Genomic DNA, 12,500 nt, shown 5'->3' on the forward strand with positions numbered 1-12,500 from the left:
CCCTGTCGGGCCTGGATAGTGGACACCGTCCGCGCCGAGTCTGTGCGGCATGAACGTTGCACTCACGCAGACGGGCCCGACAGCGGGCCGGGCCCCCGGGCCGGGAGCGGTGCTCGCCGCGCTCGCCGCGGCCCAGTTCACCGTCATGCTCGCCACCTCGATCGTCAATGTGGCGCTGCCCCAGATCCGGGCGGGGGCAGGGCTCTCGGACGGCGGCACCACCTGGGTCGTCAACGCCTACGGCCTGGCGTTCGGGGCGCTGCTCCTGGCGGGCGGACGGGTCGCCGACCTGCTCGGCCGCCGCCGGGTGCTGCTCGGCGGGCTCGCGGTGTTCGCGGGGGCCTCGCTCGCGGCGGGACTGACCGCCTCCGCCGGCGTACTGATCACGGCCCGTGCGGTGCAGGGCGTCGGCGCCGCCGCGATCGCCCCGGCCGCGCTCGCACTGGTGATGGACCGGTTCCCGCCCGGCCCCGGGCGCGGCAGGGCCCTGGGCGTGTGGGGAGCGGTCTCGGGCGCGGGGGCGGCGGGCGGCGTGCTGCTGGGCGGTGTGCTCACCCAGGCGTGGGGCTGGCCCTGGATCTTCCACTCGGTGGCGCTCGGAGCGGCGGTGGTCCTGGCCGCCGTGGTGGCGCTCGTACCAGGGGACGCGTCGGCGGAGGCCGGCCGCGGGGGGAAGCGGCAGCGCGGGCGGTTCGACCTGCTGGGCACCGTCACCGTCACCTTCGCCCTGACCTGCCTGGTGTGGGGACTGACCACCGCGCGCGGCGCCGGCTGGACCGACGCCCCGGTGCTGGGCTCGCTCGGCGCCGCCGCCGTGCTGCTCGCGGCCTTCTGCGTGATCGAGCGCCACCGGCCGAACGCGCTCGTACCGCCGCGGCTGCTCGCCGCCGGCCGGGTCGCCGCGGGCAATCTGCTGATGGCGCTGCTGGGGTCCGTATGGATCGCCCTGTTCTTCTTCCTCCCCCTCTACCAGCAACAGGTCCTCGGTTCCGGCCCCTTGGTCACCGGAGTGGGGCAACTCCCCCTCGCCATCGCCCATATGATCGGCTCCGCTCTCGCCCCGCGCATCGCCCGGGTCATCGGTGCCACGGCGACCGTCACCGCAGCCCTGCTGACCGAGGCCGCCGGGTTGCTGTGGCTGTCGTGGATGCGGGCGGACGGGAGTTACCTCGTCGATGTCCTCGGACCGAGCGTCCTGGTCGGTCTCGGCCTGAGCATCGCCTTCGTCCAGCTCACCGCGCTGGCCGTGGACGGCGTACCCCGCCAGGACGCGGGACTGGCCGGCGGGCTGGTGAACACCACCCGGCAGGTCGGCGGTGCGATCGGGCTCGCCGCCCTTGCCACCCTGGCCGGCTCCGTCACCGCCCACGCGTCCACCGGCCGGCCTCCGCTGGAAGCCCTCACCGCGGGGTACCGGTCCGCCTTCACGGTCTCCGCCGCGGTCCTGGCCGCCACCGCGCTCCTCGCGCTGTTCCTCACCCGCCGCACCGGGGCGCGTACTGCGACCGCCGCCACCGCCCGCCCGGCCACCGGCCCGGGAGCCTCCCCGCTCTCGTCCGTCCGGCCGGACCGGTAGCCCGACCGCACCACCCACCACCCACCACCCACCACCGACACATCTCATCCAGACAGGAAGTAAGCCGTGGTCACCATCGACGAGACCGCTCCCGTCATCGTCCGCCTGAGCACCGTGATCGACGCCCCCCTCACGACCCTGTGGGCGCTGCACACCGACGTCGCGGCCTGGCCCGCCTGGAACACGGACATCGACCGGACGGAGGTCGACGGACCGCTGCTGCCCGGCAGGTCCTTCCGCTGGCTCACCCACGGCCTGGACATCACCTCCACCGTGCGGGAGCTGGACTCCGGGAAGCGGATCGTCTGGGGCGGGACCGTCGAGGGCATCGTCGGCGTCCACGTGTGGACCTTCGAACAGTCCGAGGCCGGTGTCGTCGTCCACACCGAGGAGTCCTGGAGCGGCGCCCCGGTCGACGCCGCGACCGACGAACTCGGCAAGGCCCTCCACGACTCCCTGCAGGGCTGGCTCTCCCACCTCAAGAAGCGGGCCGAGCAGGCCGCCTGACGGAGCACCGCCTCCGCGTATCCACCTATCCGCGCATCCGCGCATCCGCGCATCCACGAAAGGGATTGCTTCCATGACGACCACCCCGCCGTACCTGACCGGCCACTACACCCCGGTCGCCGAGGAGGTCTCCGCCTCCGAGCTCACCGTCGAGGGCACGCTGCCGCCCGAGCTGACGGGCCGGCTGCTGCGCAACGGGCACAACCCGAAGCCGGGTGTCACCCCCACCCACTGGTTCAAGGGCAGCGGCATGGTCCACGGCATCCGGCTGCGTGAAGGGCGCGCCGAGTGGTACCGCAACCGCTGGGTCCACACCCCCGCCCTCGACGGCGCGCCCTACATGACCGAGCACGGCCCCGACCTGACCGCCAGCACCGCCGGCACCCACGTCATCGAACACGCCGGACGCCTCCTCGCCCTGTGCGAGGCCAACCTCCCCTTCGAGCTCACCCCGGACCTCGACACCGTCGGCGCCTACGACTTCGACGGCAAGCTGCGCACCGCCATGACCGCGCACCCGAAGGAAGACCCCGTGACCGGGGAACTCCACTTCTTCGGCTCCTCGCCCTTCCCGCCGTTCCTGACCCACTACGTCGCCGACGCCAAGGGCGCCGTCACCCACAGCGCCGAGGTCCCCGGAGCGACCGCCTCCCTCAAGCACGACTTCGCCCTCACCCGCCGCCACGTCGTCTTCGTCGAGGGCAACGTCACCTTCGACCACACCGAGAGCTCCGGCATCCCCTACAGCTGGAGCGACCACCAGCCCTCCCGGATCGGCGTCATGCCCCGCGGCGAGGACGGCGCCCGCCACACCCGCTGGTTCTCCATCGAGCCCGGCAACATGCTCCACGTCTCCAACGCCTACGAGGACGGCCAGGGCCGCATCGTCCTGGAAGGCCCCACCGTCGACCGCGAGGGTTTCCGCCTCTCCTGGAACTGGTGGGTCGGTGCGCCCGGACGCGGCAGCGAACCCGTCGCCCGCTCCTACACCCGCCGCTGGATCCTCGACCTGACCGCAGGCACCGTCGACGAACAGATCATCGACGACCTCCCCGTCGAGTTCCCCACCATCAACGAGGACTACCTCGGCGCCGAAAACCGCTACCAGTACGCCATCTCCTTCCCCGACGAGAAGGGCTTCGGCGGCTACGGCGTCGTCAAGTACGACCGCACGACAGGCGCCCGCCGCATCCACCAGATCGGCGACGCCCGCATGCCGAGCGAAGCCGTCTTCGTCCCGGCCGCCGACACCACCCGCGAGGACGACGGCTACCTCCTCACCGTCGTCTCCGACCTCAAGCAGAACGCCTCGCAGCTCCTCGTCCTGGACGCCTCCGGCCTCGACCGCATCGCCACCGTCCACCTCCCCCACCGCGTCAGCGCCGGCCTCCACGGTTCCTGGATCCCCGACACCGCCCTGGACGGCTCCGCGGGCTGACCCCGGGCGGGGATGCGGTCGCACTCCGCCCGCATTCCACCACCGCCCACCGAGGACGGCCCTTCCCCCCGGGGCCGGTTGCCGGAGCCGCGAGACGTTCGCGGCTCCGGCATTCCGCTGTGTCAGCGCGCCGACGCGTAGCCGAGGAGGAAGAGTGCCTCTACGAGGGCCATGTTGCGGATCTCGCTCGGATCGACGCTCTCGTCGGGCGCGTGGATCAGGCAGCGGGGCTCCTCCACCCCCATGAGGACGATCTCCGCATCCGGGCAGGTTCCCGCGAGCACGTTGCACAGGGGGATGGAGCCTCCCTGGCCGAGGAACTCCATCGGGCGGCCGTACGCCTGCTCCATGGCCCGTCCCATGGCCCGGTAGGCCGGGCCGTCGGTGGCCGGCCGGAACGGCGAGCCGGTGCCCTCCTTCTCGACCGAGACGCGGGCGCCCCAGGGCGCGGCGGCCGTCAGGTGCGCGGTGAGGGCGGCCAGCGCGGCCTCGGAGGCCGTCCCCGGTGGCACGCGCAGGCTCACCCGGGCCCGCGCCCTGGCCGGTACGGCGGCGGCGGAGCCGACCACGGGCGGGCAGTCGATGCCGAGCACCGTGACGGCCGGGCGCGCCCAGAGCCGGTCCGCCACCGAGCCCGAGCCGGTGAGGCGGACCCCGTCCAGGACGGAGGCGTCGGCCCGGAACTGCTCCTCCTCGTACGGCACTCCGGTCCAGGTGCCGGTGCAGTCCAGGCCGTCGATGCGGGTGCCGCCGTCGGCGTCGCGCAGGGTGGAGAGCATCTGGATCAGGGCCGCCAGGGCGTCGGGGGCGGGGCCGCCGAACATGCCCGAGTGCAGGTCGCCGCGGAGGGTGGTGACGGTGACGACGACGTTGGCGAGGCCGCGCAGCGCGGTGGTGGCGGTGGGGCGGCCGACGGCGGCGTTGCCGGTGTCGCAGATGAGGAGCGCGTCGGCGCAGATGTCGCCCGGGTGCGCGGTCACGTACTCCTCCAGCCCGCCGGTGCCCTGCTCCTCGGACCCTTCGGCGACGAACTTCAGTCCCACGGGGAGTGCGTCGCCCAGGGCCCGCAGCGCGGTGAGGTGCATGACGATGTTGCCCTTGCAGTCGGCGGTGCCGCGTCCGTACCAGCGTCCGTCGCGCTCGGTGAGCGTGAACGGCGGAGAGGTCCAGGCGGCTTCGCCGAGCGGGGGCTGTACGTCGTAGTGGCAGTACAGCAGCACGGTCGGGGAGCCCTCGGGGCCCGGCCGGTGGCCGAGGACGGCGTGGCTGCCGTCGGGGGTCTCTTCCAGGCGTACGTCGATCAGGCCGGCCTCGGTGAACGCGTCGGCCACCCACCGGGCGGCCCGCTCGCACTCCTCGGGAGGGAACTGCCGGGGGTCGGCAACCGAGCGGATGGCGACCAGTTCGGCCAGGTCGGACTTGGCGCGGGGCATCAGCGCGTCGATGCGCTCGGCGAGGGCGCGGGCGTCCGGCAGGTCCGTGGTGGGCTCAGCCATCGTCGCCGCGCCTCACCGTCTGCTCGGTCTTCAGGTCGTCGATCTGCTCCTGGATCCGGTGCAGGGTGTCGGGGCAGTAGACCTTCAGCACGAGGGCCTCCGCCTGGACGGCCCGGCGGTCGGCGATGACGGGGCGCTGGCCCGGGCCGGTGGCCCCGTTGGAAAGGTTGATCTTCCACAGGGCCGACTTGAGGGCGGACGCGGGGTCCTCGCAGACGATGCCCCCGTCCTCGCCGAGCGCGCGGGCCAGGGTATTGGGATCGGGCCGGGTGAATCCGGCGGCGACCAGCTCGTCCGCGAGTTGGTTGGCCTTGTCCAGGGCCTGGTTGGTGGTCCGTACGGCCTTGTACTGGATCAGCCCCACCACGACGAAGCCGACGAGCAGGACGATCGCGCCGAGGTAGATCCACTTGTGCTGGGAGGCGAAGCGGGTGGGGCTCATGCCACGTCTCCCGTCGACTCCGCGGCCGCGGTGCGCCAGCTGGGCTTGCGCAGCCGCAGGCACAGCCAGGGGATGACCACCCCGAGGAGCAGGAGGCCGCCGCCGACGATGGCGACGTAGCTCCAGACGCTGCCGCCGCCGAACTGCGAGGAGGGCACGAAGCCGATGACCATGGCCGCGGCGGAGGCGAGGAAGCCCACCACGCAGATCAGGCTCAGGGCCGGGGCGCGGTAGCCGCGCGGGTGGTCGGGGTGGGTCTTGCGCAGCCGCATGGCCGCCAGGAACATCAGCAGGTACATGATCAAGTACACCTGGGTGGTGATCACCGAGAAGATCCAGTACACGCTGGACACGTTGGGGATCAGCGCGTACATCAGCGCGATCACCGTGGTGACGATGCCCTGGGTGACGAGGATGTTCTGCTGGACGCCGTGGCTGTTGAGCTGCTGCAGGAACGGCGGCAGGTAACCCTCTTGACGCGAGATCAGCAGCAGGCCCTTGGACGGGCCGGCCAGCCAGGTGAGCATTCCGCCCAGGGAGGCGGCCACCAGGGCGACCGCGGCGATCGGGGTCAGCCAGCCGATGTGGAAGTAGGAGAAGAACGCGTCGAAGGCCTGCATGACGCCCGCGGTCAGCGACAGCTGGTCGGCCGGGACCACCCAGCTGATGGCGAGGGCCGGCAGGATGAAGATCAGCAGCACCATCGTCATCGCGAGGAACATCGTCTTGGGGAACTCGCGCGGCGGGTCCTTCAGCGAGGAGACGTGGACGGCGTTCATCTCCATGCCCGAGTAGCTCAGGAAGTTGTTGACGATGAGCACCAGGCTGGCGAGGCCCGTCCAGACGGGGAGGATGTTCGAGGGGCCCATCGGGGCGGCGGACGGGTTGCCCTGGCCGAGGAACACGATGCCGAGGACCACCAGCAGCGTGCCGGGGATCAGGGTGCCGATGATCAGGCCCCAGGAGGCGAGTCCGGACAACGCCTTCGTGCCCTGCGAGGACACCCAGACGCCCGTCCAGTAGAGGACGACGATCACGATGGCCGTGTAGACGCCGTTGGAGGCCAGGGCCGGATCGATGACGTAGGCCAGCGTGCTCGCGACGAACGCCAGCAGGCTGGGGTAGTAGAAGATCGTCATGGCGAACTGGCACCACACGGCGAGGAACCCGAGCGGCTTCGACAGCCCCTCGCTCACCCACCGGTACACGCCGCCCGACCACCCCGACGCGAGTTCCGCCGAGACCAGCGAGGTGGGCAGCAGGAACACGATCGCGGGTACGAGGTACAGGAACACGCAGGCCAGGCCGTACACGGCCATGGTGGGCGCCGCGCGGAGGCTGGCGACGGATGCCGTCGTCATCATCGCGAGGGTCACCCACGTGAGGGTGGGCGTGCCGGTCCTGGCGGCTGCGGCCTCCCTCGGCTCGCCCTTCGGGCGCTCCTCCGGAAGGGGGACATCCATCGCGCTCACGTGGGCCTCCGGGTCGACAGGGTCGATCCCTAAGGCTCTCCCGGACCCGCGCGACGGGCGAGCCGGGTGCGGCCGTCCGGAGGACGGTTCAGGACTTGTGGCGGCTTTCGGCTTCGGCGGCGGCCATGGCTTCGGCTTCGCTTTCGAGCATGGCTATGGCGACGCCGAACGCCTGGGCTATGTGGCCCGCGGCCGACATGACGCGCGCGGTGCCCACGACGGGGGCGATGGCGACGAGGACGTCCTGCAGCTGCTCGACGGTGAAGTCGGCCTTGACCGCGGGGCTGATGTGGGCCAGGTAGGAGATTGCCGGGGCGTCCATGGCGACGAGGGCGGCGATGCGGGTGGTGATGAGTGTCTTCTCGTCCATGCCGCAGTGTTCGATGGAGTCGATGGTCATCGCGGCGAGGGTGTCGAGAACGGGAGCGTCAGACCTGGTGGCCATCTCGGAACCGCCTTTCGGTGCTGAACTGAGCCGGACGCGCCGACCCCGACCGCGGGACCAGGGGCGTATCGGCGGGTTGCCGTTTCAGCGTAGGCGTCCCCCCGGACCCGCGCCCGTTGGGCTGGACGGCCCAACACCGGCCTGGCAAGAGGAGGAGCGACATGGCTGAGCGTGTGATCGAGGTGGACGGCATCGAGCTGTGCACCGAGTCCTTCGGCGATCCGTCGGATCCGCCCGTCCTGCTCGTCATGGGCCTGGGGGCGTCGATGCTCTGGTGGGAGGAGGGCTTCTGCCGGATGCTCGCCGCGGGCGGACGCTTCGTGATCCGTTACGACCATCGCGACACCGGCCGGTCGGTCACCTACCCGCCGGGCCGCCCCGGGTACACCACCGCGGACCTGGTCGACGACGCCGTCCGCGTGCTGCGCGCCCATGGGATCGCGGCCGCGCACGTCGTGGGCGTCTCGGCCGGAGGGGCGCTCGCGCAGCTGCTCGCGCTCGCTCACCCGGGCCGCGTCCGGTCGCTCGTCCTGATCAGCACGTCCTGCGCCGTGCCCGGCGACCGTGAGCTTCCCCCGCCGACCAAGGAGTTCGTACGGTTCGCCTCGGCCGCCCGGGCCGATGGGCCGGATGCCGAATCGGCGATCGAGCACCAGGTCGCCTACGCGCGCGTGCTCGCGGGCGGGCGGCGTCCGTTCGACGAGGCCGCGGCCCGCGACCTGGTCCGCCGCGACGTCGAGCGCGCGCACGACTTCGGCGCGGCCCGCAACCACGACGTGCTCACGGACGGCGAGGTCCCGCGGGCACCCCTGTCCTCGATCGCCGTACCCACGCTGGTGATCCACGGGACCGCCGATCCGATGTTCCCGCTCCGGCACGGTGAGGCACTCGCGGAACGGATCCCCGGGGGGCGGCTGTTGGCTCTGCGGGACGCCGGACACGGCATCGGGCGAGCCGACTGGTCGACGGTCGTCGCGGCGGTCCTCGACCACACCGCCGCGGGCCGTTCCTAGGCCGTCTCTTCCGGATCTTGCCGGGCCCGGCCCGCCCGGGCCGCGGTGGCCGGGGCGGATCGGGCGGAGAGCTCGCGTACGGCAACCGTCCGGAAGTCGTGCGGCGGGCGGCCGGTGAGACGGTGGACGGTGTCCGTGGTGCGGTCCTCGGCCCCTTCGGCGATGGACCGGTCCATCCCGGCCAGCATCGCCGCGAACTGAGTCGGTATGACCGCGGCCAGGCGGTCGCGCATGGCCTCGTAGGTGAGGTGGTGGTGGACCACCCGGTGGCCCGTGACCTCGGTGAGGAGTGCGGCGATGTCGTCGTGGCTCAGGGTCTGCGGCCCGGTGAGGACAAGGTCGGTGCCGGGCGCGCGGTCGTCGGTGAGGGCGCGGGCCGCGACGGCGGCGATGTCGTCGGCGTCGACGAATCCGACGCGGCCCGTCCCGGCCGCGGTCCGGATGACGCCGTCGGCACGGATGCTGTCGGCGTGGGCGTGCGTGCCGGTGAAGTTCTGCATGAACCAGGAGGGGCGCAGTACCGCCCATTCGTCGAACAGGCCGGGCAGGGCCCGGTGGACCTGTCCGACCGCCGGGCCGCCTTCGGTGATCGCCGAGGAGCTCAGCAGTACGGCGCGGCGTACGCCGGCGGCGCGGGCCCGGTCGAGGAAGGGCAGCATGACCGCCGCCGGGTCCGGGTCGCCGACGGGCGGGACGAGGTACACGCGATCGGCCCCGGCGACGGCGTCGCCGAAGCAGGCGGGGTCGTACCAGTCGAAGCGGACGGGCTCGGCGCCCGGGAGCGGCGTGGCCCGGCGGCTGCCCGCCTTGACGCGCCGGCCGGCGGCGACGAGCTGCGCCGTGGTGCGGCTGCCGGTGGTGCCGGTGGCGCCGATGACGAGGGTGGTGCCGGTCGGTGTGGTGGGGGCGGTGGCGGTCATCGGGCGCTGCTCCTCGTGGGGGCCGTCATGAAGGCCGCCCCGGGTTCGTGGACGGCGAGGGGGTTCCAGTAGTCGCGGTAGGAGGTGAACTGCCCGTCCTGGACGGTCACGACGGCGATGTAGGTCATGTCGAAGGGGCTCCCGGTCGCCACCAGACGGCCCACTCCGCGCATCTCGACCACGATGGTGTCCGGGTCGCCGGTCTCGTGGATCCGCAGGTCGGGGAAATCGTGCAGGTCGATGTGGTCGGGATAGTCCCGCATGTAGGCGGCGATGGCCTCCCGCCCGTCGAGCCGCCCGGGCCATCCCGGCGGGGCGAAGGGGAACTCCATGGCGCCGTGCTCGGCCCACAGGCCGACCCACGAGGCGATGTCCTTGTCCAGGAGCAGGCGGAGGCTGTGGCGGTACAGATCCGGGGGTGGGGTGGTCGCGGGCACGACGGTTCTCCGTCCACTACGATACGGACCGACGGTCCGCTTCTCTCTCCGAAAGATACGGACCGTCGGTCCGTTTCGCAACCGGAGGGAACCCGATGACCGTCGAACGCAAGCCGCGCAAGGACGCGGTCCGCAACCGGGCGGCCGTCTTCGCCGCCGCCGACACCCTCTTCGCCCACTGCGGGAGCCCCGACGAAGTGACCATGGCCGACATCGCGGCCGCGGCCGGCGTCGGCAAGGCGACGCTCTTCCGCGCCTTCGGTGATCGGGGCGGACTGATCCGCGCGCTCTACGAGGCACGGCTCGAACCGATCAGGGAAGCGGTCGAACAGGGCCCTGAGCCGCTGGGGCCGGCCACACCGGCGGCCCGGCGCGTACCGGCCCTGCTCGACGCCCTCCTGTGCTTCAAGCTCGACAACCGCCACCTCGCCCTGGCACTGGAGGGAAGCGGCGCGGACAGCCCCTACCGGACGGAGCACTACGAGCACTGGCACACGCTGCTCCGGGACCTGCTGCGGCTCGTCCCCGGCCAGGCCGACACCGACTTCGCCGCCCACGCCCTGCTCGCGGCCACCCGGGCCGACCTGGTCGCGTACCTGGCCGGCGACAAGGACGTACCGCGCGAGGAGCTCCGGGCTCAACTGGCGAGCTTCACCACCGCCGTCATCGACGCCCGCGCGGGGCGGGAGCCGGGGCCGCCCGCCGGGGAGAGCCGCCCGCCGGTACCGCGCTCCTGAGTTCCAGCCGGGCGGCGAGCCGTACCTCCGGGTCGTCGACGTCGAGGTGGAACAGCTCGCGGATCCGCCGCAGCCGGTGGCGCAAGGTGTTGGGGTACAGCTTCAGCCGTCCCGCGGCGGACGCGATGTCGCCCGTCGCGTCGAGCCGGGCGACCACCGTGTTCGCGTAGCCGGTTCCCTGGGCGTGATCGTGGGCCAGCAGTGCTTCGGCCTCCGGCAGCCGCAGCCGGGCGTCCCGCTCGAACTCGTCGCCCAGCCGGTCCAGCAGGATCCGGTGCCGTACGTCGGACGTCGTGGCGGCCGGCCCGCCGCCTGCCCCGTCACGGGCAGCAGGACGTACACGACGTCGGCGGTGGTCCGCGGCCTCGTCGGCGGGCACATGGCTCACGACTGCTGTGCGGGCATCAATCCGCCGCCATGCGGACATAGGCAGTCCGACGTAGCTTGAAGCACGAAATCGACAGCCATTGGGAGTCCCTATGCACAGACTCGGGGTGGCCCTTCTGCGCGCGGTCATGCTCCGGATCGGACAGAAGTCCAGTCCTGCCCTACGCAGATTCATCGCCGTCATGAGCGTGCTGCATCTCGGTGTCTATCGACGAACGGGTGGTCTGCTGGGACGACTGGGTCTGAAGCACGGCAAGATCGTGATCATCACGACGACGGGTCGTAGGACCGGCGAGCCGCGGACGGTTCCCCTCCTCGCTGTCGAGGACGCCGGAGACCTCGTGGTCATCGCTTCTCACGGGGGCCTGGACCAGCCGCCGGGCTGGTGGCTGAACCTCGGGGAAAATCCCTTCGCGACGGTCGAGATCAGAGGCCGCACCTTCCATGTCAGGGCCGAGCAGGCTGACCAACGGAAACGTGCGGAACTGTGGCTCCGGTTCGTCGAGGCTTTCCCCGGGTACGAGGATTACCGGCAGCGCACAGCCCGAGAGCTTCCCATTGTAATCCTCCATCCCGTGCCCGGACCGGCCGTGACAGCAGGTTGAGGGACCAGGTATGCGCGACCACAACGGAATCCGGCGCATTCTGGAGGCCCCGTTCGTCCCTCTGGGACAGTGGCCGACGCCGATCTCGGCAATCTCCCGATCAAACGGGGTGGATGTCCTGGTCAAGCGTGACGACCTCTCCGGTCACGGCCGCGGAGGCGTCAAGACACGTAAGATCGAGCATCTGGTCGGGCACATGCTGGAGAAGGGGTACGGCAGCCTCGTCACCCCGGTGGGCAACGTGACCAACCTCGTACACGACATCCTCCCGGTTCTTCGACGGTTCGACATCGCATGGGAAATCGTCGTCGCTGACGTTCCGCCTCTTCCTCTCGCTGAACGACGGAGGATGTTCGGCGGCCTCGGAAACAACGTGCGTCTGATCGGTCCGGGCCACATCGAGGCAGCCGGTGCGCTGGCCGGTGCCTATCACCGGAGCCGCAGAGCGGGACGGCGGCCGTTCTTCGCCCCGCCGAGCCTCGCACATCCCGCAGCGGTGATCGCTGCTGCGCGCGGTTTCCTGGAAATGGTGGGTCAGGTCGAGGCCATGGGGGTGCCGCCGCTGCAGACGGTGTTCATCACGGCCGCGTCGGGGACGGCGTTCGCGGGTTTCGTGCTGGCGGAGAACCTCCTGCGCCTGCAAGGACATCGACCGATCCATGTCGTCGGCGTTCAGGTCTACCCGGGCCCGGCACGCCGGTGGATCCACGGACTCGTCCGGTGGACCGAGCACTACTTGTCGGTGTCCGACCGGGTGCCCAGTGGACGCATCGACCTGAGGACGACCAGGATCTATCGCGAATTCGGTCGCTACCCAACCGACTTGGTCGAGCTGTGCACATCCGTGAAGGACGAGACAGGACTGAAACTCGACCCGGTATTCGGAGGTAAGACCTGGTCGATCATGGAGTCTTGTCTAGCCCAGGGGCGCAGCAATGGTTCCGTGTTGTATTGGCACTGCGGCTACACGCCGGACTGGGAGGTCGTGCCCGCGGCTTGTTGAGGTGGGCCGGCCCACGTCACTG

14 protein-coding genes are annotated in these 12,500 nt (G+C 71.4%); 7 read left to right on the forward strand and 7 right to left on the reverse strand.

Translation table 11 applies throughout. The annotated features are described in order from the left end of the window. The first annotated feature begins 49 nt into the window (after positions 1-49). The 3 genes from JYK04_RS04910 (at position 50) to JYK04_RS04920 (ending at position 3,521) form a co-directional block, all read left to right on the forward strand. Positions 50-1,576, forward strand: coding sequence for an MFS transporter (locus JYK04_RS04910; RefSeq protein ID WP_189742169.1), 1,527 nt, complete (start codon positions 50-52; stop codon positions 1,574-1,576). 66 nt (positions 1,577-1,642) lie between these two features. Further along, positions 1,643-2,083 (forward strand): SRPBCC family protein, encoded by a 441-nt coding sequence (locus tag JYK04_RS04915; protein WP_189742172.1) that lies wholly within the window; start codon positions 1,643-1,645, stop codon positions 2,081-2,083. A gap of 73 nt (positions 2,084-2,156) precedes the next feature. After that, positions 2,157-3,521 (forward strand): carotenoid oxygenase family protein, encoded by a 1,365-nt coding sequence (locus JYK04_RS04920; RefSeq protein ID WP_189742175.1) that lies wholly within the window; start codon positions 2,157-2,159, stop codon positions 3,519-3,521. Positions 3,522-3,643: 122 nt separating this feature from the next. Here JYK04_RS04920 and JYK04_RS04925 read toward each other — a convergent pair whose 3' ends face one another. The 4 genes from JYK04_RS04925 to JYK04_RS04940 all read right to left on the reverse strand — a co-directional run bounded on the left by JYK04_RS04925 (position 3,644) and on the right by JYK04_RS04940 (position 7,376). Beyond that, positions 3,644-5,017, reverse strand: a complete 1,374-nt coding sequence (locus JYK04_RS04925; protein WP_189742178.1) for a dipeptidase — start codon at positions 5,015-5,017, stop codon at positions 3,644-3,646. Beyond that, positions 5,010-5,459, reverse strand: coding sequence for a hypothetical protein (locus JYK04_RS04930; protein WP_189742181.1), 450 nt, complete (start codon positions 5,457-5,459; stop codon positions 5,010-5,012). The genes JYK04_RS04925 and JYK04_RS04930 overlap by 8 nt, the downstream gene beginning before the upstream one ends. Beyond that, positions 5,456-6,931, reverse strand: coding sequence for a glutamate/gamma-aminobutyrate antiporter GadC (gene gadC / locus JYK04_RS04935; protein ID WP_229876144.1), 1,476 nt, complete (start codon positions 6,929-6,931; stop codon positions 5,456-5,458). The genes JYK04_RS04930 and gadC overlap by 4 nt, the downstream gene beginning before the upstream one ends. Positions 6,932-7,019: 88 nt before the next feature. Then, complete coding sequence (locus JYK04_RS04940; protein ID WP_150255420.1) at positions 7,020-7,376, reverse strand: carboxymuconolactone decarboxylase; 357 nt, start codon at positions 7,374-7,376, stop codon at positions 7,020-7,022. A gap of 161 nt (positions 7,377-7,537) precedes the next feature. Between JYK04_RS04940 and JYK04_RS04945 the strand changes: the two genes are divergently transcribed. Continuing rightward, positions 7,538-8,389: an alpha/beta fold hydrolase gene (locus JYK04_RS04945; RefSeq protein ID WP_189742185.1), complete on the forward strand. Its 852-nt coding sequence runs from the start codon at positions 7,538-7,540 to the stop codon at positions 8,387-8,389. Here the strand turns inward: JYK04_RS04945 and JYK04_RS04950 are convergent. Both JYK04_RS04950 and JYK04_RS04955 read right to left on the reverse strand, forming a co-directional pair. Then, complete coding sequence (locus JYK04_RS04950) at positions 8,386-9,309, reverse strand: NmrA family NAD(P)-binding protein (protein WP_189742188.1); 924 nt, start codon at positions 9,307-9,309, stop codon at positions 8,386-8,388. The two genes, JYK04_RS04945 and JYK04_RS04950, sit on opposite strands and share 4 nt — an antisense overlap. After that, positions 9,306-9,746, reverse strand: coding sequence for a nuclear transport factor 2 family protein (locus JYK04_RS04955; protein WP_189742191.1), 441 nt, complete (start codon positions 9,744-9,746; stop codon positions 9,306-9,308). The genes JYK04_RS04950 and JYK04_RS04955 overlap by 4 nt, the downstream gene beginning before the upstream one ends. A 95-nt stretch (positions 9,747-9,841) precedes the next feature. Here JYK04_RS04955 and JYK04_RS04960 point away from each other — a divergent pair, with 95 nt between their 5' ends. After that, complete coding sequence (locus JYK04_RS04960) at positions 9,842-10,483, forward strand: TetR/AcrR family transcriptional regulator (protein WP_189742194.1); 642 nt, start codon at positions 9,842-9,844, stop codon at positions 10,481-10,483. Here JYK04_RS04960 and JYK04_RS04965 read toward each other — a convergent pair. After that, positions 10,410-10,871, reverse strand: coding sequence for a helix-turn-helix domain-containing protein (locus JYK04_RS04965; RefSeq protein WP_189742197.1), 462 nt, complete (start codon positions 10,869-10,871; stop codon positions 10,410-10,412). The genes JYK04_RS04960 and JYK04_RS04965 overlap by 74 nt on opposite strands. A gap of 91 nt (positions 10,872-10,962) precedes the next feature. On the opposite strand from JYK04_RS04965, the gene JYK04_RS04970 reads away from it, so the two are divergent. Together JYK04_RS04970 and JYK04_RS04975 are read left to right on the forward strand one after the other, a co-directional pair. Then, complete coding sequence (locus tag JYK04_RS04970; protein ID WP_189742200.1) at positions 10,963-11,475, forward strand: nitroreductase/quinone reductase family protein; 513 nt, start codon at positions 10,963-10,965, stop codon at positions 11,473-11,475. 10 nt (positions 11,476-11,485) lie between these two features. Continuing rightward, positions 11,486-12,478 carry a pyridoxal-phosphate dependent enzyme gene (locus JYK04_RS04975; RefSeq protein WP_189742203.1) on the forward strand — a complete coding sequence of 331 codons (993 nt, stop codon included), beginning with the start codon at positions 11,486-11,488 and terminating at the stop codon, positions 12,476-12,478. The last annotated feature ends 22 nt before the right edge of the window (positions 12,479-12,500 follow it).

Origin of the sequence: Streptomyces nojiriensis, assembly GCF_017639205.1 — a bacterium.
Taxonomy (GTDB): domain Bacteria; phylum Actinomycetota; class Actinomycetes; order Streptomycetales; family Streptomycetaceae; genus Streptomyces; species Streptomyces nojiriensis.